Origin of the sequence: Kitasatospora sp. NPDC127060 (genome assembly GCF_042724935.1) — a bacterium.
In the GTDB taxonomy this organism is placed as follows: domain Bacteria; phylum Actinomycetota; class Actinomycetes; order Streptomycetales; family Streptomycetaceae; genus Kitasatospora.
The window spans coordinates 1-24164 of sequence record NZ_JBHXEG010000105.1 but is presented as its reverse complement, the minus strand read 5'-3'; the positions used below and the strand labels follow the sequence as shown (position 1 = coordinate 24164).

24 protein-coding genes and 1 pseudogene are annotated in these 24164 nt (G+C 73.4%); 16 read left to right on the top strand and 9 right to left on the bottom strand.

What is annotated here, in order from left to right:
- Positions 1-143 precede the first annotated feature (143 nt).
- Both ACFWIS_RS36525 and ACFWIS_RS36520 read right to left on the bottom strand, forming a co-directional pair.
- Positions 144-323 (bottom strand): hypothetical protein, encoded by a 180-nt coding sequence (locus tag ACFWIS_RS36525; RefSeq protein ID WP_380461866.1) that lies wholly within the window; start codon positions 321-323, stop codon positions 144-146.
- A gap of 117 nt (positions 324-440) precedes the next feature.
- Complete coding sequence (locus ACFWIS_RS36520; protein WP_380461865.1) at positions 441-881, bottom strand: DUF523 domain-containing protein; 441 nt, start codon at positions 879-881, stop codon at positions 441-443.
- Between the two features lie 176 nt (positions 882-1057).
- Here ACFWIS_RS36520 and ACFWIS_RS36515 point away from each other — a divergent pair, with 176 nt between their 5' ends.
- From ACFWIS_RS36515 to hemQ, 3 genes are read left to right on the top strand one after another with little or no spacing between them, the layout of a single operon-like run.
- On the top strand, positions 1058-1291 hold the full coding sequence (locus tag ACFWIS_RS36515) for a hypothetical protein (protein ID WP_380461864.1): 234 nt from the start codon (positions 1058-1060) through the stop codon (positions 1289-1291).
- A gap of 34 nt (positions 1292-1325) precedes the next feature.
- Positions 1326-2768, top strand: coding sequence for a protoporphyrinogen oxidase (hemG, locus tag ACFWIS_RS36510; RefSeq protein WP_380461863.1), 1443 nt, complete (start codon positions 1326-1328; stop codon positions 2766-2768).
- Positions 2765-3490, top strand: a complete 726-nt coding sequence (gene hemQ, locus ACFWIS_RS36505; RefSeq protein ID WP_380461862.1) for a hydrogen peroxide-dependent heme synthase — start codon at positions 2765-2767, stop codon at positions 3488-3490. The genes hemG and hemQ overlap by 4 nt, the downstream gene beginning before the upstream one ends.
- A gap of 49 nt (positions 3491-3539) precedes the next feature.
- Here the strand turns inward: hemQ and ACFWIS_RS36500 are convergent, their stop codons facing one another.
- The 3 genes and pseudogenes from ACFWIS_RS36500 to ACFWIS_RS36490 form a co-directional block, all read right to left on the bottom strand.
- Positions 3540-4322, bottom strand: coding sequence for a TIGR04222 domain-containing membrane protein (locus ACFWIS_RS36500; RefSeq protein ID WP_380461861.1), 783 nt, complete (start codon positions 4320-4322; stop codon positions 3540-3542).
- 69 nt (positions 4323-4391) lie between these two features.
- Positions 4392-5480 (bottom strand): TIGR04222 domain-containing membrane protein, encoded by a 1089-nt coding sequence (locus tag ACFWIS_RS36495; protein ID WP_380461860.1) that lies wholly within the window; start codon positions 5478-5480, stop codon positions 4392-4394.
- 27 nt (positions 5481-5507) lie between these two features.
- Positions 5508-6811 (bottom strand): annotated as a pseudogene (locus tag ACFWIS_RS36490) (DUF692 domain-containing protein).
- Between the two features lie 269 nt (positions 6812-7080).
- On the opposite strand from ACFWIS_RS36490, the gene ACFWIS_RS36485 reads away from it, so the two are divergent.
- The 8 genes from ACFWIS_RS36485 (at position 7081) to ACFWIS_RS36450 (ending at position 14843) form a co-directional block, all read left to right on the top strand.
- Complete coding sequence (locus ACFWIS_RS36485) at positions 7081-8007, top strand: GNAT family N-acetyltransferase (protein WP_380461859.1); 927 nt, start codon at positions 7081-7083, stop codon at positions 8005-8007.
- A 116-nt stretch (positions 8008-8123) separates the two neighbouring features.
- Positions 8124-8927, top strand: a complete 804-nt coding sequence (locus ACFWIS_RS36480) for a hypothetical protein (RefSeq protein WP_380461858.1) — start codon at positions 8124-8126, stop codon at positions 8925-8927.
- Positions 8928-9048: 121 nt separating this feature from the next.
- On the top strand, positions 9049-10059 hold the full coding sequence (locus ACFWIS_RS36475) for an MBL fold metallo-hydrolase (protein ID WP_380461857.1): 1011 nt from the start codon (positions 9049-9051) through the stop codon (positions 10057-10059).
- A 164-nt stretch (positions 10060-10223) separates the two neighbouring features.
- Entirely contained in the window at positions 10224-12101 is a 1878-nt protein-coding gene (locus ACFWIS_RS36470; RefSeq protein WP_380461856.1) for an ATP-binding protein, read from the top strand.
- The gene (locus tag ACFWIS_RS36465; protein ID WP_380461855.1) at positions 12098-12589 is read left to right on the top strand and encodes a roadblock/LC7 domain-containing protein; all 492 of its coding nucleotides are present in this window, start codon (positions 12098-12100) and stop codon (positions 12587-12589) included. Before ACFWIS_RS36470 ends, ACFWIS_RS36465 begins: the two co-directional genes overlap by 4 nt.
- Positions 12590-12662: 73 nt before the next feature.
- Entirely contained in the window at positions 12663-13025 is a 363-nt protein-coding gene (locus ACFWIS_RS36460; RefSeq protein WP_380461854.1) for a DUF742 domain-containing protein, read from the top strand.
- A gap of 70 nt (positions 13026-13095) precedes the next feature.
- Positions 13096-13653, top strand: coding sequence for an ATP/GTP-binding protein (locus tag ACFWIS_RS36455; RefSeq protein ID WP_380461870.1), 558 nt, complete (start codon positions 13096-13098; stop codon positions 13651-13653).
- Positions 13650-14843, top strand: a complete 1194-nt coding sequence (locus ACFWIS_RS36450) for a cytochrome P450 (protein WP_380461853.1) — start codon at positions 13650-13652, stop codon at positions 14841-14843. The genes ACFWIS_RS36455 and ACFWIS_RS36450 overlap by 4 nt, the downstream gene beginning before the upstream one ends.
- A 104-nt stretch (positions 14844-14947) precedes the next feature.
- Here the strand turns inward: ACFWIS_RS36450 and msrB are convergent, their stop codons facing one another.
- The 4 genes from msrB to ACFWIS_RS36430 form a co-directional block, all read right to left on the bottom strand.
- Positions 14948-15352 carry a peptide-methionine (R)-S-oxide reductase MsrB gene (gene msrB, locus ACFWIS_RS36445; RefSeq protein ID WP_380461852.1) on the bottom strand — a complete coding sequence of 135 codons (405 nt, stop codon included), beginning with the start codon at positions 15350-15352 and terminating at the stop codon, positions 14948-14950.
- Between the two features lie 22 nt (positions 15353-15374).
- Positions 15375-16784: a UDP-N-acetylmuramate--L-alanine ligase gene (gene murC / locus ACFWIS_RS36440; protein WP_380461851.1), complete on the bottom strand. Its 1410-nt coding sequence runs from the start codon at positions 16782-16784 to the stop codon at positions 15375-15377.
- Positions 16785-16939: 155 nt separating this feature from the next.
- A complete protein-coding gene (locus ACFWIS_RS36435; protein WP_188308921.1) occupies positions 16940-17401 on the bottom strand; it encodes an indole-3-glycerol phosphate synthase in 462 nt (153 codons plus the stop codon).
- Between the two features lie 51 nt (positions 17402-17452).
- The gene (locus ACFWIS_RS36430) at positions 17453-18244 is read right to left on the bottom strand and encodes a pyrimidine reductase family protein (RefSeq protein ID WP_380461850.1); all 792 of its coding nucleotides are present in this window, start codon (positions 18242-18244) and stop codon (positions 17453-17455) included.
- A 124-nt stretch (positions 18245-18368) separates the two neighbouring features.
- Between ACFWIS_RS36430 and zapE the strand changes: the two genes are divergently transcribed.
- From zapE to ACFWIS_RS36405, 5 genes are all read left to right on the top strand, one after another.
- Positions 18369-19418, top strand: coding sequence for a cell division protein ZapE (zapE, locus tag ACFWIS_RS36425; protein ID WP_380461869.1), 1050 nt, complete (start codon positions 18369-18371; stop codon positions 19416-19418).
- Entirely contained in the window at positions 19415-19888 is a 474-nt protein-coding gene (locus ACFWIS_RS36420) for a hypothetical protein (protein ID WP_380461849.1), read from the top strand. Before zapE ends, ACFWIS_RS36420 begins: the two co-directional genes overlap by 4 nt.
- A gap of 45 nt (positions 19889-19933) precedes the next feature.
- The gene (uvrB, locus tag ACFWIS_RS36415; protein ID WP_380461848.1) at positions 19934-22024 is read left to right on the top strand and encodes an excinuclease ABC subunit UvrB; all 2091 of its coding nucleotides are present in this window, start codon (positions 19934-19936) and stop codon (positions 22022-22024) included.
- Between the two features lie 254 nt (positions 22025-22278).
- A complete protein-coding gene (locus ACFWIS_RS36410) occupies positions 22279-22857 on the top strand; it encodes a TerD family protein (protein WP_380461847.1) in 579 nt (192 codons plus the stop codon).
- 189 nt (positions 22858-23046) lie between these two features.
- A complete protein-coding gene (locus ACFWIS_RS36405; RefSeq protein ID WP_380461846.1) occupies positions 23047-24027 on the top strand; it encodes a TerC family protein in 981 nt (326 codons plus the stop codon).
- The last annotated feature ends 137 nt before the right edge of the window (positions 24028-24164 follow it).

Sequence of the window (24164 nt, the reverse complement as noted above, 5' to 3'; positions counted from 1 at the left end):
GCTCTTGTGTTTTTGTCCGCGGGGCCGGGCCGGGGGCTCGGGGGGTTGTGGGGGTGTGTGTCCGGGCCCGCGCGCCGCGGGCCCGGGGGGGGGGGGGGGCCCGGGGGCCGCGGCCCCCCCCCCACCGCCGCGTACCGGTCCGGTCAGCCCTCCTCGGCGCCGGCGGGCTCGGGCTCGGCCTCCTCGGCCGGGGCGACGGGGCGTGGGCGGGTCCGGCGCCAGTACCGGTGGACCGGTGCCGTCGGTATCCCGAGCACCAGCAGGAACGGCGCCACCGCGGCCAGCGCCGCCCCCGGCGCCCCGCCTCTCGCCCGTCCGCCCATTCCCGGGCCCTCCCCAAGTCCGTTGACAGTTCCTGTCGTCGGACGCAAGCGCCTGCCGGACGGACACGCCCGGCGGATCGCGAGTCCATCCCGGCTCGGCGCGGAGCCGGCCACGACCTACCCGGCGGTGACCTCGATCCCCGCCCGCCGCAGCAACGCCGCCGTCACGCCGTCCCCCGGCCGCAGCTCCCCGGAGAACGACCCGTCGTAGACCTGCCCGCACCCGCAGGACGGACTGCGCGCCATCAGCACCGCCCGCCGCGCCCCCGCGGCCTCCGCCGCCGCCAGCGCCGCCCGGGCCCCGGCCACGAACTCCCCGGTGCGGTCCGCCCCGGTCGCGTCCACCACCCGCGCCCGCCCGTCCAGCACGTCCGCCCCGTCCCCGCCCACGATCTCCGCCGCCGGCCGCGGTGTCGGCAACCCACCCGCCCCCTCCGGACACACCACGACCGCCCGCCCCTCCGCCACCAGCCGCACGGCACCGGCAGAGGTCTTCGCCCGCCCGTCGTACCGGCAGGGGATCCCGGCCAGACATGCACTCACCATGATCGGTTCCATGACGAGAATCCTACGGAGCGTGGCAGATCCACTACTTCGGGCCTGTGGATGAGCTCCCGGACCAGATGTACGCGCCCCGCGTCGGGCGCTGGTCTTCCGGCTGACACTCACGTGGTCATGGCACGACCGGATCGCGTCGCGGTTGGCCGCAGCGCTGGACGCGCAGGCCCCGGACGGTGGTCTCACCGGAGTCGGAACGCCGTGATCACGGGGTCAAGCTCGGCAAGTACGCCCGGGCCGGCATCCCGCACCGCTGGACCGTCGAGGACGAGAGCGGGCAGCCGGTCGTACCCGTCTTCGTGTTGAGGAGGGCCGTCTCCGCCTACGCGCCGGCCGGGATCTTCCGGGGCACGCTCGAACGCCCGGTGCCGTTCCCTGTCGCGATCGACCTCCGGTGTGCAGCGGATTGAGGGTCCGGCGTAAAGACCTGCGAGACTGCGAGGCATGTCGGATGCACAGGTCGTCGTCGTCGGTGGTGGGATCGCGGGGCTGGCTGCGGCCGCCTTCCTGAGCGGGGCGGCCGGGGGAGCCGCGCGGGCTCGGGTGACGGTGCTGGAGGCGTCCGGGCGGGTCGGGGGCAAGCTGTGGGGCGGCGAGGTCGGCGGGGTCCGGGTGGACCTCGGGGCCGAGTCGGTGCTGGCGCGGCGGCCGGAGGCGGTGGAGCTGGCGCGGGCCGTCGGGCTGGGGGACGAGCTGGAGCCGCCGACCACCGCTAAGGCGGCGATCTGGACCAGGGGCGCGCTGCGGCCGCTGCCCGGCGGGCAGGTGATGGGCGTCCCGGGTGACCTGGAGGCGCTGGCCGCCTCCGGGGTGCTCAGTGCCGAAGGGCTGGACCGGGCCAGGCACGAGCGGGCCACCGAGGTCGGGGCGGACGTCGCGATCGGCCGCTACGTCGCCGACCGGCTCGGCCAGGAGGTGGTGGACCGACTGGTCGAGCCGCTGCTGGGCGGCGTCTACGCCGGGCGCGCCGAGGAGATCTCGCTGCGCGCCGCGGTGCCGCAGTTGCTGCCGATCGCCCAGGGCGGCGGCTCGCTGGTCGCGGGGGTGCACGAGCTGGCGTCCCGGCCGCAGGTGGCCGGCACCCCGGTGTTCCAGGGCCTGCGCGGAGGCCTCGGCACCCTGCCCGAGGCGGTGGCCGCGGCCTGCGTGAAGGCGGGCGTGGACCTGCGCACCGACACCCCGGTGGAGGAACTGCGCCGCACCCCCGGGGGCTGGCGGGTGGTGGCCGGCGGCGAGGTGCTGACCGCCGACGCCGTGGTGCTGGCCGTGCCGGCGCCCGCCGCGGCCCGGCTGCTGCGCGCGGACGCCCCGGCGGCCGCCGCCGAGCTGGACGCCGTCGAGTACGCGGGCATGGCACTGGTCACCCTGGCGTTCCGCCGGGCCGACCTGGCCGAGCCGCCCCGCGGCAGCGGCTTCCTGGTGCCGCCGGTGGACGGCCGCCGGATCAAGGCCTCGACCTTCTCCTCCAACAAGTGGGGCTGGCTGGAGCGTTCCGCCCCGGACGCCTTCCTGCTGCGCACCTCGCTCGGCCGCCACCGCGAGGACGCGGTGCTGGAGCTGCCGGACGAGGAGCTGGTGGCCCGTTCGCTGGCGGACCTGGAGGAGGCGATCGGGCTGACCGCCCGGCCGTACGACACCTTCGTGTCGCGCTTCACGGCCGGTCTGCCGCAGTACCCGGTGGGTCACCCGGAGCGGGTGGCCCGGGTGCGGGCGGCGGCCCGGGGGGTGGGGGCGCTGGCGCTGTGCGGCGCCGCGTACGACGGGGTGGGGATCCCGGCCTGCATCGGTTCGGCGGCCGCCGCCGCGGCGGCCGTCGGCGGGCACATCGACAGACTGTTGACCCCGGCGACCGGGGACGGTTCCACGGAGAGGACAATGGGCGCATGACTGAGAGCGTTGAGCGGGAGCCCGAGCAGCGGCCCGAGAAGAAGAAGGCGCGCGACCTGAACCAGGTCATCCGCTACACCATGTGGTCGGTGTTCAAGCTCAAGGGCGCCCTGCCCGAGGACCGCACCGCCCTCGCCGCCGAGGTGGACGAGCTGTTCGCGCAGCTGGACGCCAAGGACGTGACGATCCGCGGCACCTACGACGTGTCCGGGCTGCGCGCGGACGCCGACATCATGATCTGGTGGCACGCCGAGGACTCGGACGACCTCCAGGAGGCGTACAACCGCTTCCGCCGCACCGGCCTCGGCCGCCAGCTGGAGCCGGTCTGGTCGAACATGGCCCTGCACCGCCCCGCCGAGTTCAACAAGTCGCACATCCCGGCCTTCCTCGCCGACGAGCAGCCGCGCGACTACATCTGCGTCTACCCGTTCGTCCGCTCCTACGAGTGGTACCTGCTGCCGGACGCCGAGCGGCGCGCGATGCTCGCCGAGCACGGCCAGATGGCCCGCGGCTACCCCGACGTGCGGGCCAACACGGTGGCCTCGTTCGCGCTCGGCGACTACGAGTGGCTGCTCGCCTTCGAGGCCGACGAACTGCACCGCATCGTCGACCTGATGCGCGACCTGCGCCCCTCCCGCGCCCGCCTGCACGTCCGCGAGGAGGTGCCGTTCTTCACCGGCCGCCGCAAGCCGGTGAGCGAGCTGCTGAACGGCCTGGTCTGACGCGTTCTTCCGGAACGGGGTCCGCTTCGGCGGGCCCCGTTCCGGCATGTCAGGTGCGGTGGGGACGGAGGGCGGCGCGGAGACGGGGGTCGGGGAGGGCGGCGGGGCCGTTCATGGCGACGGCGGTGAGGAGTTCGCGCTCCTCGTCGTCGACGAGGCCGTGCTGGCGAGCGGGGCGGACCTCGCGGAGGACCTCCTGGCCGATCGGGGAGGCCCAGCGGGTGTACGGGTAGACGTCGACCCGGGCCATCAGCAGGGTGCCCGTGGTGAGCACCAGCGGCAGCGAGAACCAGGCGAGCGGGGCGACGGTGTCACCGCCGGTGAAGCCGCTGACGGACAGCGCGGCGGCCAGCAGCACCACCGTCAGCAGCATCGCGTGCCGGACGTGGCGGACCACCGCCACGGTGTTGCGCTGGACCAGCGCCGGGGTGGCCAGCCCGGCCAGCGAGAGCCGGGCGCCGATCTCCAGCACGGTGGGGTGCTCGCCCATCGCCCGGCGCAGGTCGTCCGTGCGGCACTGGCCCTCGGGACCGACGGTGGCGATCACCGCGCGCTCCAGCCGACTGCGGCCCCTGGGGTCGACCACCGTCGTCCAGCCGGTGTGGGCGAGGTGCAGCCGACCGCGGCCGGCCATCAGGACGAGGGCCAGTTCGACCACCCGGTCCGGGCCGCCGGCCAGGTACGCCGTCTCGTACAGCCCGATGCCGACGGCTTCCGGTGGGCGTAGCCGCTCCTGGTCGGCGAGGGCGTCGGCGGTGGCGGCCATCCGCACCAGCCGGAGGCAGGAGAGCACCGCCGCGACACAGGCCGGTATCAGGAACAGCAACCACATGGGCTTGTTCTATGCCTGGGGCCGTGGCGTGCGGAACGGCTTCCGGGAGCGCGATACCGAACTGTGACGTCAGGAGCCGCCGCAGCTGCTGCCACAGCTCGAACCGCAGCTGCTCCCGCAACTGGAGTGGGAGGAGCCGCAGCTGCTGGAGTGCGAGGAGCCGCACGAGGAGTGGTGCGAGGAGCCGCAGGAGGAGTGGTGCGAGGAGCCGCAGGAGGAGTGGTGGTGGGTGGAGCCCGAGTCGGAGGAGGCGCCGCACGAGCTGACCGGGGCGCCGCAGGAGGAGCTGCTCGACGAGACCGCGGCCGAGGAGGAGGACGAAGACGAGGACGAGGAGAGGAAGGAGGACGAGGCCCGCCGGACCGCCTCCTCCTCGGCGACCGCGGCCAGCATCGCGGCCTCCAGCTCCGGGTTGTCCAGCGAGGCCGCGGCCAGTCCACCGAGGGCGACCGCGCCGAGCATCGCGCCGCCCGTGAGCCGGGGCGAGACGCCGGAGCTGGGCGACCACGGAGTGCTGCCCTGCATCAGGCCGAGCTGGCGGTGCCCGGCCGGGGTGACCCGGCCGTTCGCCGGGATGCTGGTGAGCAGGGTGACGGCGCCGACGAACAGCAACAGGCCGGGGTACCAGAGGTTGGCGCGGTCGTAGCCGGCCTCGTGGTCGTCGAGCAGCAGGGCGAGCCCGGCGGAGAGCACGACGACCAGCATCGCGAGCCAGAGCAGCCGACGGGCCAGGAGGGCCCGGCGCAGCCGCTCGGGGCGGCGCATCAGGCCGCGGTCGGCGAGCCGGTCGCCGATCTCCTGGACGGCGGCCGACCGGGTGACCGCGCGCCGCAGCGAGCCGAGGGCCCGGCTGCCGGTCGGGCCGACGGCGTCGTGGACCGCCTGGTCGACGGCGTCGTAGGGCTTGGAGCCGGTGAGGGTGACCAGGCCGGCGCGGTTGATCACGACCTGCTCGCTCAGGTGCATCCGGACCAGCGCGGTGTCGAAGACCCGGCCGGGGCCGCCGGCGAGGAAGGCGGTGTCCAGCAGCGGCAGGCCGCGGCCGGGCAGGCCCTGCGGCTTCGGGACGTGCCGGACCCGCTGCCGGGTCTGTGAGGCGTACAGGGCGGCCGCGATCAGCAGGGCGGCCGGGATCAGGAAGTAGCTGTTGTGCCACATGGGCGGTTCCCCCGGGAAGACGTCGGTTCAGTGGCGGCGCAGGGCCCGGCGCAGCCGGGCGAGCGGTCCGGCCGGCGGTGGTGCCGGGTGGAGCCAGTGCTCCAGGGCGCGGCGGTGGTCGGCGGCGGGCGGGCCGCCGTCGGTGAGCACCCACGTGGCGAAGGCCCGGGCGTCGGCGTGGTAGCCGCCGGTCTGCGGGTGGGTGCGGGCGTAGCGGAGGAAGAGCGGCCCGTACTCCGCCCCGAGCAGGCGGGGCAGGTCGGGGGCGACCTTCGCGGTGGTGTCGCGCCGTTTGGCGGCGAGGCCGGTGGACTGGGCGCTGACCTGGTCCGGGTCGAAGCCGGGCGGGACGGGGCCGCCGGCCACCAGGGCGGCCAGCAGGTCCGTCTGGCGCCGGGCGAGGCGCTCCCGGGCCGGGCTGAGCTCGACCTCGCCGAGGTCCAGGTCGTTCATCGCGGGGTGCTCCCCTCCAGCACCCGGCGGATGGCGTCCAGTTCACCGGCCAGTTCGGAGGGCGGCGGGAAGTCGGCGTCCCGTTCCAGCAGGACGCCGGGCGGTGCGACCCGCGCGCAGAGTTCGGCCAGGACCTCCAGCACCGGTTCGGTGACGGGGTGGGCGTGGGTGTCGTGCCACACGCCGTCGACCAGGGTGCCACCGGCGACGTGCACGTAGGCGAGCGCCTCCAACGGCAGCCGGTCGAGTTCGGCGGCCGGGTCGGTGCCGAGGTTGACCCGGTTGGTGTGCAGGTTGGCGACGTCGATCAGCAGCCGGACGCCGGTGCGCGCGACCAGTTCGGCGAGGAACTCGCCTTCGGTGAACTCGTCGTCGGGCCAGGCGAGTTGGGCGGCGATGTTCTCCAGCGCGAGTGGCACCGGGAGGTGGTCCTGGGCGATCCGGACGTTCTCGGCGATCACCCGCAGCGAGTCCCGGGTGCGAGGGACGGGCAGCAGGTGCCCGGCCTCCAGGCCGCCGGCCCGGACGAACGCCAGGTGCTCGGTGACCAGCGGGGAGCCGAGCGCGAGCGCCGCCCCGGCGAGCCGGTCGAGCCGGTCCGGGTCGGGCCGGTCCGCGCCGCCGAGGCCGAGGCCGACGCCGTGCGGGACGACGGTGACGCCGCGTCCGCGCAGGGCGGTGAGCGAGTCGGGCAGGTGGTCGGCGCAGATGTTCTCGGCGACCACCTCGACCCAGTCCAGGCCGGGTTGGCGCTCGACCACGGTGTCGATCTCGCTGCGCCAGCCGAGGCCGATGCCGAGCCGGGGCGCGGCGCCGACGGTGGCTACACCGGCGGCGACGCCGGCGGCGTCGGACAGGTTCAGGGCAGGGGAAGTCATCGGTTCGCCCCCTTCGGAGGGCTGGACGGGGAGGCCTTCGGGCGGTGCGGGCGTCGTCGCCAGGACCGCGCGGCCGTGCTGCTGAGGATGTCCCCGGGCGGGGTGGCTGCCAAGCCTCACCCGGTCTTCTCAGAGCATTATTTGAGCTTGCCGTCCTGGTGATCAGGGATTCCAACCCCTGGTCGGGACCGTTCCCACAGGTGGGGTACGGCTCCGGGGCGGCGAAAACCGGAGGCGGCGCCGGGTGCGTGCGGCTACCGTGCGGACCGATGACTGAGAACGCACTGACGATCCGTGACTTCCGCCCCGACGACGCCGGGGCCGTGGCCGCCGCCCACCGGGCCGGGCGCGAGCACCTGGTGATGACCGCCGAGGCCCTGCTCTGGCTGAACGCCCGGCAGGATCCCGAGCAGCACTTCCGTACCTTCGTGGCCGACCTGGACGGCCGGGTGGTCGGCGCGGTGCGCTGCGGGGTGGTGCTCGGGACGACGGCCACCGGCGTCGGCTACGCCAACGGCAGCGTGCTGCCGGAGTTCCGCCGGCGCGGCGCGGCCACCGCGCTACTGGCCGCGGCCGAACGCCACCTGAGCGGCCACGGGGTGGCCGAACTGCACACCTGGCTGGACGACGAGCCGGCCTCGCTGGCCTTCGGCACCGCCCGGGGCTACGAGCTGCGGAGCTCCGCGCAGTTCGGCGGCCGGGACCTGACGCTGCCGCTGCCGCCCGCGCCGCCGCTGCCGGCCGGCGTGGAGCTGCGCCCGGCCACCGACTGGGCGGACGACCCGCGCCCGCTGTACCTGGTGGAGGCGGACGCGATCCGGGACGAGCCGGGCGAGGTGCCGATGGACGCCCTGGAGTACGAGGCGTGGCTCCGCGGCGACTGGGCCCGGCCGGACCTCGACCGGGGGCTGACGACGGTCGCCGTGGTGGACGGCGAGCCGGCCGCGCTCACCCTGGCGCAGACCGACGGGGTGGACCGCTACTGGTCCGGGTTCACCGCCTGCCGCCGGGAGTTCCGCGGCCGCGGCCTGAGCAAGCTGGCCAAGCTGGAGTCGCTGCGGCTCGCTGCGGCGGCGGGCTACCGGCGCGCGTACACCAGCAACGACACCACCAATGCGCCGATGCTGGCGATCAACGCCTGGCTGGGGTACGAGCGTTGCGCGGGGGAGCGGAAGGGGATCAAGCGGCTGGGGTGACGGCCGGCGCGGTGGCCGCCGCTCTCCGATCGCCGTCTAGGGGGTATTTCCAGCCAGGGGCGGGGACATGACCAGGGCACACAGTTCGTGGTCGAGTCTTCCTCCAGGGGGATCATATGGAGATCCTGCTGCAGGTGCTGATCGCATCGGTTCCGGCCGTGATCGGCTTCCTCGCGGCCCGCTCGCTCGCCCGTACCAGGCTGTTCCTGCGCTACGGCTTCCTACGGGCGATGCTGGCGCCGTACGGCCGGGTGCAGATCGTCATCCCCAGCCTGGAGGTGGCGGAGTTCGCCGTCACCTCGGACGGCTGCCAGCTGACCAGCCGCGGGCCGAAGAACGTGCTGTTCGTGCCGATGGCCGAGGCCCGGGCGATAGCGGAGCTGACCGACCTGCTGCGGAAGGTCAACCGCAAGGCGACGATCGAGCTGGTGGTGGCCGGGGCGCAGGATCCGCGGATGCCGACCTTCTCGATCGGCGGTCCGAGCGTCAACTCCTACTCCGGCGGCGTGCTGGACGCGGTCTTCCCGGACTTCGCCGTCGAGTACCCGGACGCGGCCCGCGCCCGCTGGGGTGGGATGACCTTCGAGGCGTTGTACGGCCCGACCGGTGAACTGGTCCGCGACCACGGCTTCATCTTCGTCACCCGCACGCCCCGGCACGCGCCCTGCGTGGTGCTCTGCGGGGTGTTCGCCTTCGGCTCGGCGATGGCGGTGGAGGCGCTGACCTCGGCGAACCGGAGTTCCCCGCTGGCGGTGCTGTTCCGCTCTGGGGAGAAAGGATTCGTCGCGGTGGAGGGGCGGGTGATCGGCCTGGACACGGTGGACGTCACGGTCGAGGTCTGCCGGGTCCTGCCCGCGCCGCGGTCCGACGTGCCGTCCGGGTTCCGGGGTGAAGCGTCCATCAGTCGTCCCGAACAGTGAGACGATTGGTCTCGACCACGCGGTGCGAATCCGGACAGTGCGGGAGAGACCGGGGCATGAACTCCAGTCGGTCGTACAGCTTTTGCCCCATCCCTGACACAACATGGGCATAATCGCGCGCATGACGATCAACCGTGCGAACGTGAGCGCGATTGCCGAGGACCTGTATGTGTGGCTCCCCCCGAAGCGGGGCTGGGGCCTGGCCAACTGCGGCCTGCTGGCCTCCGAGGCCACCGCGCTCTGGATCGACACCCCGTACGACCCCTCGCTGGCCGGGGAGTTCCTGGCCGCCAGCCGACGCTTGCTGCCGACCGGGGTCGACATCGACCGGGTGGTCGTCACCCACGCCAACGGCGACCACCTGTGGGGCGCCGGGGTGCTCCCGGACGCCGAGGTGATCGCCACCCGCGAGGCGCTGGAGCACATCCACTGGGAGCCCACCCCCCAGCAGCAGCACGCCCTGCTCACCAACAGCGACCCGGACTCCCCGCTCGGCGGCTACCTCCGGGAGCACTTCGGCCGCTTCGACTGGTCCACCACCGAGCCGGTGCACCCGGACACCGTCTTCACCGGCGAGCTGGAGCTCAAGGTCGGCCGCTACCCGGTGCAGATCACCAGCCTGCCAGCCGCCCACACCGGCGGCGACCTGATGGTCCACCTCCCGCACCAGCGCGCGGTGTTCACCGGCGACGTGATCTTCTCCTCCAGCCCCGAGCAGCCCGGCGACCACCCCTCGCACTGGGCCGGCCCGCTGGAGAACGTCATCGGCGCCTGCGAACAGGCCCTCGCCACCGGCGCGGAGATCTTCGTCCCCGGCCACGGCCCGGTGCTCGACCGCGACGGCGTCCAGGAGCACATCGGCTACCTGGCGTACGTCCGCGAGCGCGCCCACGATCTGCACGCCGCCGGGATACCCGCGCTGGACGCCGCCCGGCGGGTCATCGCCGAGCAGCGCCACCCCGAACTCGGCCTGCCCGAGCGGCTGGTGCTCACCGTCGCGGCCGAGTACCGGCACCTGGACGGCTCGGAGCTGCCCGGCATCCTGGACGCCATGGGCCAGGTCGCCCTGGTGGCCCGCGAACTGGCCGAGGACTCCGCCCGCATCCCGCGTCCGCGCGCCGCCGGGAGCTGACGGCCCGGGGCACCGGCAGTCGCTCGTACGCTCCGCACCCCCGCTCCGCACCCCCGCTCCCCGCTCCGCACCCGCGCTCCCCGCTCCCGCCCGGAACCGAAGCCCGAAGCCCGAACTCCGGGGCGACGGCCCTGGCCCAGCAGCAAGGACACCCGAGGACTCCGATGACGCAGATCGCGCTGATCGCCCTGGCGCTGGTCGCCGCCGCGGCCACGGTCGTGCTCTCCCGCAGCCGGGCCAAGGCCGTCGGCCGGGCGGTGGCCGCCGAGGCCGCGCTCGGCCACGACGCGCAGCAGGCCCGCGCCGCGGAGGCCAAACTCGCCCGCGCCGAACGACAGTTGAACGAGGCCCAGGAGGCCGTGCGGAACGCCGCCGAGCAGGCCCGGCGGGCCGAGGAGCACACCCGGGCCGCCGACCAACGGGGCGCCGCCGCCAACGCCCGGGCCAAGGAGGCGAACGCCGGTGTCGAGGAGGCGAACGCCCGCGCCCAGGAGGCCGAGGCCCGGCTGGCCGCCGCCGACCGGCGCGCCGCCGCGCTGCTCGCCGAGATCGGCCACCTCGCCCAGGAACGGGTCTCCGCCACCGCCGTCCGGCTGACCCACACCAACGCCCCGGCGGTCGGCCCGCTGGACGCGCAGGCCGTCGGCCCCGCGGGCGTCCGGGCCCTGCAGTCCGTCCTGGACGCCACCACCGCGGCCCTCGCCGACGAGCGCGAGCGGGTCGACGCCGCCGCCCGGGCCGCCATGCGCGGCGCCACCTCCCGGATCCAGACCCTGCTGTACCAGATCCAGAGCCTGGTCCAGCAGCTCCAGCACGACAACGACGACCCCCGGCTGCTGGAGGTCGACTTCCGCAACGAGGTCGCGCTGCGCCGGATCCAGACCGTCGCGGTGCTCTGCGAGGCCTGGCCGGGCCTGGCCCGGACCGACTCCCCGCTCGCCGAGGTGGTCGTCGGCGCGCTCTCCCGGGTGCCCGGCTACGCCCGGATCAAGGTCGCCAACCACCTGCGCGAGCAGCGGCTGGCCGTGGTCGCCCGGGCCGCCGAGCCGATCGCCATCGCCATCGCCGAACTGCTCGCCAACGCCACCGCCTACTCCCACCCGGAGACCGACGTCCCGGTGACCGTCCAGCAGGGCGGCCGCGGCGCGCTGGTGATCGTCGACGACAGCGGCATCGGGATGGACGAGGACCAGCTGCGCCGGGCCCGCCGGCTGCTGGCCGGCCCGTCGGACGTGCTGCTCACCGAGCTGGGCAACCCACCCAAGACCGGCTTCGCGGTGGTCGGCAAGCTGGCCCGCCAGTACGGCTTCACCTGCCACATCGAGCCCTCGCCGTACGGCGGCATGCGGACCATCCTGCGCATCCCGGCCGCGCTGGTGACGACGGTGGACGACGAACAGCCGCTGTCGGTGCTCACCCCGCTGCCGCTGCGGGCCGGGAACGGCCCGGCCCAGGCGCCCGCCGTCGCGGCCGTCCCGCCGATGCGCGACGCCGACGAGCAGGACGCACCGGTGCTCGCCGACCGCCACAACCAGCCCGGCCCGCACCCGGCGCCGGCCATCCACGTGGTGCCCGACCCCGAGCCGGGCGCCGGCCCCGACGGGGACGGCAGCGGCCTGCCCAGCCGGCGCCGCCGCCGTCCGCTCGCCGCCGAGGAGCCGGGCACGGCCCCGGGGGCACCGGCGGCCGGGGCCGCGGACGGCCCGGGGGAGCGGCCCGCACCGTACGTCCGCAGCCCCGAGCAGGCCGCCGCCCACTGGCAGGCGCTGCAGCGCGGCACCGACTCCGGCCGGGCCGCCGCGGCGCAGGCCGTCCCCGGCGGCGCCGGGAGTGCCGGGAGCACTGCGACCGCCGGAGCCCGTGAGCCCGGCGCCACCGCCGCCACGGCTTCTACGACCGCCCCGACGTCCACGACCGGCGAGACCATCGCGACCGGCAGCACCGCCGCGACCGGCAGCACCGCCGCGACCCGCGGCACCGGCACGAGCAGCAGCACCGGCGACCGCACCACCGGACCGACCTTAGAAGGAGCAGAGCAGTGAGCAGCTCGCCCAGCCCGACCGCCACCGACGAGATCTCCTGGGTGCTGAGCCCGCTGCTGGAGCTGCCGGGGGTGCTGCACGCGGTGGTCGCCACCGGTGACGGCCTGGTCGAGGCCGCCTCCGACGGCCTCGGCCGGGCCTCCGCCGAGCGGGTCGCCGCGATGACGGCCACCGTGCACGCCGCCGCCCGCGCCTTCACCACCGCCTTCACCGACACCGAGCGGCCGCGGCTGGCCCAGACCGTGGTGGAGTCCGACCTCGGCTACGCCATCGTCGTCCCCGCCGGGGAGAACACCTCGCTCGCCGTGTTCACCGCCCCGGACGCCCAACTCGGCAACGTGGCCTACCAGATGCAGCTCCAGGTCGCCGCCCTGGGCCGGGCGCTGGCGAGCCCGTCCCGGCAGCAGGGCGCCGGCTCGCCGGCCACCGCGGGACCGCGCACCGGGCGGCGGGTCACCGGGTCGCAGGGCGCCCCCGCCGGGTCATGAGCGAGCGCAGCGAGCGAATCGTCAGCAGGTGCGCGTGGGCGGATGCCCCTGCCGAGCGAAGCGAGGTGGGCGCATGACCGCCGTCCCCCGCAGGCGGATGGTGCCCGCCTACCTGGCCACCGGAGGCCGAGCCCGCCCCGGCACCGAGGGCTTCGAGCGGCTGACCGTCCTGTTCGCCGACCGGGCCGACCGGGCGGAACCGCCGGCCGACCTCGAACCCGAACACCGTCGGCTCTGGGAGCTGCTGCGTCCCGGCGCGCTGACCGTGGTGGAGGCCGCCGCGCACCTGCGCCTGCCGGTCAGCGCCACCGTCTTCCTGGCGGCCGACCTGGTCGAGGCGGGCTGCCTGCACGCCCGCGCGCCGATCCCGCGCGCCCAGCAGACCGACCGCTCCATCGTCGAGAGGCTCCTCGTTGGACTCCGTGCGCTCCGGTGAGCCCGGCCCCGGCTTCCCCGCCGGGCGGCCGAGCCGGGTGGGCTACCTGCCCGACCGGGACCAGACGCTGATGAAGCTCCTGGTCGCCGGCCCGTTCGGGGTCGGCAAGACCACGCTCATCCGCACCCTCTCCGAGATCGCCACCCTGCACACCGAGGAGGCGATGACCGAGACCGGACGGCCGGTGGACGACCTGGCGGGTCTGCCGGAGAAGTCCACCACCACCGTCGCGGTGGACTTCGGCCGGCTCACCCTGCCCGGCAACACGGTGCTCTACATGTTCGGCACCCCCGGCCAGCGGCGATTCTTCCCGCTCTGGCAGGACATCGCCCGCGGCGCCCTGGGCGCCCTGGTGCTGGCCGACACCCGCCGGCTGGCCGACTCCTTCGAGATCATGGACATGGTCGAGGAGCAGGGCCTGCCGTACGCCGTCGCCGTCAACCGGTTCCCGGACTCCCCGGCCCACCCGCCCGAGGTGCTGCGCGCCCACCTGGACCTGCACGCGGCGACGCCGCTGCTGCTGTGCGACGCCCGAGAGCGCGGCAGCAGCATCGACGCGCTGATCGCGCTGGCCGAGCACGTCCTCGACACCCTGCCCGTCGGCCTCGACACCCACGAGGGACAGTGACCACCGAAACCCGACCGACCCCGATCTACGGCCCGGTCTTCGCCGCCGACCCCCAGCTGGTGTACGAGCGGCTGCGCCGTCACGGCGCCGTCGCCCCGGTGGAGATCGCCCCCGGGGTCGAGGCCCTGCTGGTCACCGACTACCAGGCCGCCCTGGACCTGCTGCGCGACACCGACACCTTCTCCAAGGACTCCCGTGCCTGGCAGGCGACCGTCCCGCCGAACTCCCCGCTGCTTCCGGTGCTCGGCTACCGCCCCACCGCGCTGTTCAGCGACGGCGCGACGCACGCCCGCTACCGGGCGGTGATCACCGACGGCCTCGCCCTGTTCGAACCGCACCGGCTCCAGCGCCAGGTCGCCGAGGCCGCCCACCAGCTGATCGACCGCTTCGCGGCGGTCGGCAGCGCGGACCTGATCGCCGAGTACGCCCGCCAGCTGCCCGCCTTCGTGCTGACCACCTGGTTCGGGGTGCCCGAGGAGGAGCACGCCGAGGTGGTCGCCGCGATCACCGGGCTGATCGAGTCCACCGCGAAGGCCGGCGCCGCGTACGGGAAGCTCGTCGCGGTGGTCACCGCGATGGTCGCCGAGCGCCGTGAGCGCCCCCGGCACGACCTCGCCTCCTGGTTCGTCACCCACCCGGTCGGGCTGGACGACGACGAGGTGATCCGGCAGGTCACCCTGACCATGATCGCCGGGCACGAGCCGACCACCAACCTGATCGGCAACGCCCTGCTGCGCCTGCTCACCGACGCCCGCTACGCCGGCTCGCTGTTCGGCGGCGCGATGACCGCGCACCAGGCGATCGACGAGGTGCTGTGGCACGAGCCGCCGCTGGCCAACCTCTCCGCCCACTACCCGCGTTACGACATCACCTTCCACGGCCGCGAGATCGCGGCGGGCTCGCTGGTGCTGGTCTCGTACGCGGCCGCCAACTCCCAGGCCGCGCCGCCGACCGACGGCGACGGGCTGCGCAGCGGCGAGAGCGCCCACCTGGCCTGGGCGGCCGGCCCGCACGCCTGCCCGGCCCGTGACCCGGCCTTGCTGATCGCGATCACCGCCATCGAGCAGCTGACCAGTCGGCTCAGCGACCTCGAACTCGCCACCCCGGCCGAGGAGTTGCTCTGGCGCCCGGGCCCGTTCCACCGCGCCCTGGTGCACCTGCCGGTCCGCTTCGCACCGCTGGCCGGATAGCCGGACGGCCGGAGCCGGATAGCCGGACGGCCGGAGCCGGAAAGTCGGGCCAGGACAGACCGAGGGCCCGGACGGAGACCGTCCGGGCCCGCAACGACAAGCTGCTACTCGGCCGGCCGCAGCGTCAGCGAGATGCTGTTGATGCAGTACCGCTGGTCGGTCGGCGTCCCGTAGCCCTCGCCCTCGAAGACGTGCCCCAGGTGCCCGCCGCACTTGGCGCAGCGCACCTCGACCCGGCGCATGCCGAGCGTGCTGTCCTCGATGTACTCGACCCGGTCCTCGGCCAGCGGCGCGTAGTACGAGGGCCAGCCGCAGTGGCTGTCGAACTTGGTCTCGGAGCTGAACAGCTCCGCCCCGCAGGCCCGGCAGCCGTACACGCCGACCGTCTTGGTGTCGGTGTACTCGCCGACGAACGGCCGCTCGGTGCCCGCCTCGCGGAGCACGTGGTACTCCTCGGGGCTGAGCTGGGCGCGCCACTCGGCCTCGGTCTTCTCGATCTCGTAGCTCATCACGACTCCCGCTCGGCGTACGTCAGACGTTGGAGGCAACGTTCGCGAGGTGCTCCAGAATTTCTGGGCCCAGGTTGGTGACGTCGCCGGCGCCCATGGTGAGCAGCAGGTCGCCGGGGCGGGCCAGGCCGGCCAGCAGGGCGGGGGCGGCGGCGAAGTCGTGCTCGGGGGTGACGTCGGCGCCGGCCCGGCGGGCGGCGTCGATGATCAGCTCGCTGGTGATGCCCGGGATCGGGTCCTCGCGGGCCGGGTAGATGTCCAGCACCACCGAGGCGTCTGCCAGGGCCAGGGCCTGGCCCATCTCCTCGGCGAGCTGCTGGGTGCGGCTGAACAGGTGCGGCTGGAAGACCACCAGCACCCGGCCCTCGCCCTCCAGGCCCTCGCGGATGGCCTCCAGGTCGGCGGTCATCTCGGTCGGGTGGTGGGCGTAGGAGTCGATCACCTGGACGCCGGCCGCCTCGCCCTTGAGCTGCAGGCGGCGGCGAACGCCGGTGTAGGCGCCGAGCGCCTTGGCCAGGTCGGCGGCCGGGACGCCCAGCGCGATGCCGGCGGCCAGCGCGGCGACCGCGTTGTGGGCGTAGTGCCGGCCGGGCACCGAGACGGTGAAGGTCAGCTCGGCGCCGTCCAGCAGGACGGTGACCTCGCTGGTCATGCCGTGGGCGACGACGGACAGGACGCGCAGGTCGGCGTCCTCGGCGGCGCCGACGGTGACCACGTTGAGCCCCTCGCGGCCGGCCACCCGGGCGGTCAGCTCCCGGGCGCCGTCGTGGTCGGCGGAGACCACCAGGGTGCCGCCGGGGGTGATCCGGCCGACGAAGGTCTCGAAGGACTCGTAGATCTCGTCGATCGAGGCGTAGTTGGCGTGGTGGTCCAGCTCCACGTTGAGCACGATCGCCACCTCGGGCGCGTACTTGTGGAAGCTGCGGTCGCTCTCGTCGGCCTCGGCGACGAAGATCTCGCCGGTGCCGTGGTGGGCGTTGGAGCCGGGGGCGTCGAGGTCGCCGCCGATCGCGTAGGACGGCTCCAGGCCCAGCTCGCCGAGGGCGACGGCGAGCATGCTGGTGGTGGTGGTCTTGCCGTGGGTGCCGGCCACCGCCAGCGCCCGGCGGCCGCCCATCAGCGCGGCCAGCGCGTCGGAGCGGTGCACCACCGGGATGCCGCGCTCGTGGGCGGCGACCAGCTCCGGGTTGTCGGCGCGGATCGCGCTGGAGACCACGATGCTGCTGGCGCCGTCCGGCACGTGCTCGGCGGCGTGGCCGACGTGCACCGCGGCGCCGAGGGCGCGCAGCGCGAGGACGGTCTCGGACTCCTTGGAGTCGCTGCCGGAGACGCTGGCACCGCGCACTGCGAGGATCTTCGCCAGGCCGGACATCCCGGCGCCGCCGATGCCGATGAAGTGCGGGGCGTGCAGGTCGTGCGCGGCGTCGTTCAAGGCGTGGCTCCGTACGGGCGATGGCGGTGTGGGCAGATGGGTCCGGCGGGGTGCGGGACGCGCGAGAGGTGGGACGCGTACGAGACGCGCGAATCGTCCTCGCGGACGGACCGCAAGGACGATTCTGCACCACCGGCGCGCGGTGCCACACGGAGCTACGAGTCGCTGGCGAACAGCCTCAGCACCGGCACCCCCACCTTGTGGCGGGCCTGGGAGGCCCAGTCGCGGTGGAAGAACTCCTCCACGAAGTGCGGTGAGGTGAGCACCACCACCTCGTCGGCCCGGTGCTCCTCGACCGCCGCGCGCAGCCGGTCCAGCGGCTTCTCCTCGACCAGCTCGCCGATCGCCTCGGCCCCGGCCCGGCGCAGGTGGCGCAGGCTGTGCTCGAGCGATTCGCCGGCCACGGTCGGGCCGCCCTCGGACTCGTCGTGCTCGTGCACCACCTTGTCGAGGTGGCCGAGGGCGACGTCGTCGAGCGCCCGCAGCAGTTCGTCCTGCTTGCCGCGCGGCTGCATCAGGACGACGAAGGACACCTTCTCGTCGCTGTGGAGCGTGGTGACCAGCTCCACGTCCGCGTCCGAGAGCGCCTTTTCGATCATCAGTACCGTCTTGAACACGTGAGTCCCTTCCAGTGGCCGGCCCCCGGGCCCCGGCATCGCATAACGGGATCACGATCGGGGGGTCACGGGGTCATCCGAACCCAGGTGACGCAGGTAGCGGGTGAAGAGGAATCCTTTCTGCTCGATCAATGAGACCAGCCGCATCCGCTGCACGTCAGGCATTTCCGCATCGCGGACGATGCGCGGCGCGTCGCCGCCGGTGAGCAGCGGGGCCAGCGACAGGCACAGTTCGTCCAGTAGGTCCGCCGCCGCCAGCTGGCCCAGCAGCCGCGGCCCGCCCTCGGTCAGCAGCCGCGTCCAGCCCCGCTCCACCAGGGCCGCCACACCCGCCCGCAGGTCCACCGAGCCGCGCCCGGCGAGCACCAGGTCGGCCACCGCGGCGACCTCCCGGCGGCGCTCCTCGGGGGCGTCCTCGACGGTGATCACCACCGTCCTGACCAGCGGTTCCGTGAACAGCGGCGCACCCAGGTCGAGGTTCAGCGAGCGGCTCACGACCGCGATCGCGGGGGCCGCGGACTGCCCCGCCGCCGCCCGCGCGGCCGCGAACTCCCGGCGGGCCCGGGCCGGCCGGTAGCCCTCCGCCCGGACCGTCTCGGCACCCACCAGCACGACGTCCGACAGGGCCCGCAGCACCCCGAAGATCCGCTTGTCGGCGTCGCCGGACAGCCCCTCGGACAGTCCGTCGAGCTTCGCCCCGCCGTCCAGCCCGGCCACCATGTTGGCGCGCAGCCAGGGGCGCCCCCGATTCACCTGGTCGGGGTACGCGTAGACGGCGGCGAGCGATTCCAGGTCGGACGGATCCGCGACCGGAGCGCCCAGCGGGCTGATCAACTGTTGCATGCCCTCAGTGTTCCACCGCGGGCCCGCCGAGGGGGGCCGGGAGGCGGTTCGGAGGGGACGGGGGCGGGGCGTACCCTCTACTAACGTGCCCGCAGCCTCCCGCCCCGCCACCGCGACCGAGTCGATAGCCGCCGCGAGCCCGGCCGGCGCCCCGATCGCGCTCACCGACCGCCGCCCCGTCGTGCCCGCCGAGCGGCTGGTCGCCGAGATGGTCCCGCCGCCCCGGTTCGCCGACGTGAGCTTCGGGACGTACATCCCGGACCAGACCCAGCCCAGCCAGTACGAGGCCGTCCAGGTGCTGGAGCAGTTCGCTGCGACCCTCGGCGGAGGAAACGGTTCCGCGCCCAAGCGCAGCTGGTTCCGCCGCTCCGCCCCCGCGCCCACCGGCCCGGCCGGGGTCTACCTCGACGGCGGCTACGGCGTCGGCAAGACCCACCTGCTCGCCTCGCTCTGGCACGCCGCCCCCGGCCCCAAGGCCTTCGGCACCTTCGTCGAGCTGACCAACCTGGTCGGCGCGCTCGGCTTCCAGCAGGCCGTCCGGACCCTCTCCGGGCACACCCTGCTGTGCATCGACGAGTTCGAACTGGACGACCCGGGCGACACCGTGCTGGTCTCCACCCTGCTCGGCCGGCTGGTCGAGAACGGCGTCAAGCTGTGCGCCACCTCGAACACCCTGCCGGAGAAGCTCGGCGAGGGCCGCTTCGCCGCCGCCGACTTCCTGCGCGAGATCCAGGGCCTGTCCGCGCACTTCCGCCCGATGCGGATCGACGGCCAGGACTACCGCCACCGGGGCCTGCCCGACGCCCCGCCGCCGTACGCCGACGACGCCGTCGAGGCCGCCGCCGCCCGCACCCCCGGCGCCTCGCTGGACGACTTCGACGCGCTGCTCGCCCACCTCTCCGCCGTCCACCCCAGCCGCTACGGCGCGCTGCTGGACGACGTCTCGGCGGTCTGCCTGCGCGGCGTGCGGCAGGTCGACGACCAGTCCACCGCGCTGCGCCTGGTCGTCCTCGCCGACCGGATGTACGACCGCGAGCTGCCCATCACCGCCTCCGGCCTGCCCTTCGACCAGGTCTTCCCGGAGGACATGCTGCGCGGCGGCTACCGCAAGAAGTACCTCCGCGCCGTCTCCCGCCTGGTCGCCCTCGCCCGCGACAGCGCCAAGCTGGGGTGAACTCCTTCCGGGGCGGGGGCCACGAGCTCGAACTCGGCAACGGCGCCACCGAGGAGCTGGTCGAGGTCCTGATGCTCGCGGTCACCGCCCTGGCCCGGGAGGACTGGCACCACGCCTTCGCCGCCGAGCTGGCCGGCCAGGACCAGTACCTGATGGGCCGCGGCGCGGTCGGCCTCGACCTCGACGAGCTCGACTGGGGCCCCGACCCGGAACGCGGCCGCGCCTTCGCCCTCGACGTCGTCGACCTCGCCCTCACCCGCCACCGCTGGGACGAGCTGGGCCACCACCCCGCGCACGCCGAGGCCGACCTCCGGGCCCTGCGCCGCCTGCTGACCGCCCTCCGCCCCGCCCCCGGCCCGCCCGCCGAGCCCGCCGAGCCCGCCGAGGTCATGGCCGCCTCCTGCCGCCACCACCGCATCCTCACGCCCGTCCCCTGGTACCCCGCCTGCGTCCGCTGCTCCTCGGCCTGAGCGGAACGGCGCCGGTTGTCAGTGCCGGGCCGTACGGTTGGAAGCGTGCGTCCCATCACGAGTATTGAGCGGTCCGTGGCGCCCTTCGAGGTCGTCAGTCCCTTCCAACCGAACGGTGACCAGCCGGCGGCGATCGCCGAGCTGGAACGGCGGATCAGGGCGGGGGAGAAGGACGTCGTGCTGCTCGGTGCCACCGGCACCGGCAAGTCGGCCACCACGGCCTGGATGATCGAGAAGCTGCAGCGCCCCACGCTGGTGATGGCGCCGAACAAGACCCTGGCGGCCCAGCTGGCGAACGAGTTCCGCGAGCTGCTGCCGAACAACGCGGTCGAGTACTTCGTCTCGTACTACGACTACTACCAACCCGAGGCGTACGTCCCGCAGACGGACACCTACATCGAGAAGGACTCCTCGATCAACGAGGAGGTCGAGCGGCTGCGGCACTCGGCGACCAACTCGCTGCTCACCCGCCGCGACGTGATCGTGGTCGCCTCCGTCTCCTGCATCTACGGCCTCGGCACCCCGCAGGAGTACGTGGACCGGATGGTCCCGCTCAAGGTCGGCCAGGAGATCGACCGCGACGTGCTGCTGCGCCGCTTCGTGGACATCCAGTACGCCCGCAACGACGTGGCCTTCACCCGCGGCACCTTCCGGGTCCGCGGCGACACCATCGAGATCTTCCCGGTCTACGAGGAGCTGGCCGTCCGGATCGAGATGTTCGGCGACGAGATCGAGTCGCTGTACACCCTGCACCCGCTCACCGGCGAGATCATCAGCCAGGACGAGCAGACCTACGTCTTCCCCGCCTCGCACTACGTGGCCGGCCCCGAACGCATGGAGCGGGCGATCACCGGCATCGAGCAGGAGCTGGAGCAGACGCTCGCCAAGCTGGAGAAGCAGGGCAAGCTGCTGGAGGCCCAGCGGCTGCGCATGCGCACCACCTACGACATCGAGATGCTGCGCCAGATCGGCACCTGCTCGGGCGTCGAGAACTACTCGATGCACTTCGACGGCCGTGAGCCCGGCTCGGCGCCGAACACCCTGCTGGACTACTTCCCGGAGGACTTCCTCCTGGTCATCGACGAGTCGCACGTCACCGTCCCGCAGATCGGCGCGATGTACGAGGGCGACGCCTCGCGCAAGCGCACCCTGGTCGAGCACGGCTTCCGGCTGCCGTCCGCGATGGACAACCGCCCGCTGAAGTGGGAGGAGTTCCTGGGCCGGATCGGCCAGACGGTGTACCTGTCGGCGACGCCGGGCCCGTACGAGCTGTCGCGCGGCGACGGGCAGGTCGAGCAGATCATCCGCCCGACCGGTCTGATCGACCCCGAGGTGATCGTCAAGCCGACCGAGGGCCAGATCGACGACCTGGTGCACGAGGTCCGCAAGCGGGTCGAGAAGGACGAGCGGGTCCTGGTCACCACGCTGACCAAGAAGATGGCCGAGGACCTCACCGACTACATGCTGGGCCTGGACATCCGGGTCCGGTACCTGCACAGCGACGTGGACACCCTGCGCCGGGTGGAGCTGCTGCGCGAGCTGCGGGCCGGCCGGTACGACGTGCTGGTCGGCATCAACCTGCTGCGCGAGGGCCTGGACCTGCCCGAGGTGTCCCTGGTGGCGATCCTGGACGCGGACAAGGAGGGCTTCCTGCGCTCCGGCACCTCCCTGATCCAGACGATCGGCCGCGCCGCCCGCAACGTCTCCGGCCAGGTGCACATGTACGCGGACCGGATCACCCCGTCGATGGAGAAGGCGATCGACGAGACCAACCGCCGCCGGGCCGTGCAGCAGGCCTACAACAAGGAGCACGGGATCGACCCGCAGCCGCTGCGGAAGAAGATCGGCGACATCCTGGACACGCTGGCCCGCGAGGACGTGGACACCGACGAGCTGCTCTCCACCGGCTACCGGGGCCAGGGGAAGGGCAAGGCCCCGGTGCCGATGCTGGGCGGGGAGCGCAAGCCGGCCAAGTCGCTGCCGGCCGCCGAGCTGGCCGAGCTGATCCAGGAGATGACGGACCGGATGCACACGGCCGCCGCGGACCTCCAGTTCGAGGTGGCGGCCCGGCTGCGCGACGAGGTCAAGGAGCTGAAGAAGGAGCTGCGGCAGATGCGCGAGGCCGGTGTGGCGTAGGCACACCGTCGGGGCGCCGCCTTTCCCCGTACGCGCGGGGGTCAGCCGCGCGGAGGTGTCTCATCCTTGCCACAAACAGGGAAACGTGGGGGAGACGGTGGTGCCGCAGGCCCTAGGCTGGCCTGCGGCACCGCGCCCTCGGGACGGGGTTGCGGGCCGTCAGCAGAGGGGGCCTCAGCCGGGGGACGGCGACGGGGTGTTCCACCGGGGAGCCGTGCGGCAGCGACCGCGTGGCCGGCAGAGAGGACAACGTCGTGTCGGTGAACCTGGCCAAGGGGCAGCGGGTGAGTCTCCAGAAGGGGGCGGGCGCCACCCTGACCGTGGTGCGGATGGGGCTGGGCTGGCAGGCCGCCCCGAAGCGGGGCCTGTTCGGCAGCCGGACCAGGAAGATCGACCTGGACGCCTCGGCACTGCTGTACGCCGAGAAGACCCCGTCCGACGTGGTGTTCTTCCAGCACCTGGAGTCCACCGACGGTTCGGTGCGGCACACCGGGGACAACCTGGAGGGCGGTTCGGGGGACGAGGACGACGAGGCGATCCTGGTCGACCTGATGCACGTGCCGCCGCACATCACCCAGGTGGTGTTCACGGTCAGCTCGTACACCGGGCAGACCTTCGCCGAGGTGCGTCAGGCGCACTGCCGGCTGGTGGACGAGGCCACCGGGGTGGAGCTGGCCCGGTACGAGCTGGCGGGCGGCGGGCCGCACACCGGGCAGATCATGGCGAAGGTGGTCCGGGACGGCAGCGGCGGCTGGGAGATGCAGGCGATCGGCGCCCCGGCGAAGGGGCGGACCTTCCAGGACCTGCTGCCGGCGATCGAGCCGTTCCTCTGACAGTTCTTTACCTTCTTTACCTTTCCTTGCCTCCCCTGTTACTCTCGATGGCAGCGGAGGGGAGTATTCCTCGACAGTCGACCCCGTCATCACGGGTGCCCGTCGTGGCACCCCGGGGCGCTGGCCCGATGGGCGGAAGAGACCTCCGGCAGTGACGACCTGTCTCGCCTGGCTGCCGGAGGAGCAGTAATGGACGTTTCCGTAACCATGTGGGCCACCACGATCGGTGTGCTGATCGCACTGATCGCGGCGGACTTCTTCATCGGGGGGCGCAAGCCGCACGAGGTCTCGATCAAGGAGGCCGGGATCTGGACGGTCGTCTGGGTCGTGCTGGCGCTGCTCTTCGGCGGTTTCCTCTGGTGGCACTCCGGCGCGCAGCCGGCCGGTGAGTTCTTCGCCGGCTACATCACCGAGAAGTCGCTCAGCGTCGACAACCTCTTCGTGTTCATCCTGATCATGGGCAAGTTCGCGGTGCCGAGGATCTACCAGCAGCGCGTGCTGATGTTCGGTGTGATCATCGCGCTGGTGCTGCGGGCGGTGTTCATCGCCGGCGGTGCGGCGCTGGTCACCCAGTTCTCCTGGGTGTTCTTCATCTTCGGCGCCTTCCTGATCTGGACGGCCTGGAAGCTGATCAAGGAGGCCAGGGCCGACGAGGAAGAGGAGGAGTTCGAGGAGAACCGCCTGCTCAAGTCGATCACCCGGCGCTTCCCGTCCACCGAGGACTACCGCGGCACCAGGCTGTTCGTCCGGGAGAACGGCCGCCGGCTGATCACCCCGATGCTGATCGTCATGCTGGCGATCGGCACCACGGACGTGCTGTTCGCCCTGGACTCGATCCCGGCCATCTTCGGCCTCACCCAGGACCCGTACGTGGTCTTCACCGCCAACGCCTTCGCCCTGATGGGCCTGCGCCAGCTGTACTTCCTGATCGGCGGGCTGCTGAAGAAGCTGGTCCACCTGAGCTACGGCCTGTCGGTGATCCTCGGCTTCATCGGCGTGAAGCTGGTGCTGCACGCGGCCCACGAGGCCGGCGCCCACGTCCCGGAGATCGGCATCCCGTTCTCGCTCGGCTTCATCGTGGTGGTGCTGGCCGTGACGACGGTGACCAGCCTGATGGCCTCGAAGAAGGCCGCTCAGGCCGAGCGCGAGCAGGAGAAGCTCGACGCCTGACCGGAGCCGAATCTGTTGGGCCCCGCCCCCGGGTCGCGATACCGCGGCGGGGGCCCAACCGGCACCGCGCAGAGAAACAAGAACCCACCAAAACAATCGGGAGACCCGGGTGGGGAAACCCCAGAAAAAATACACAA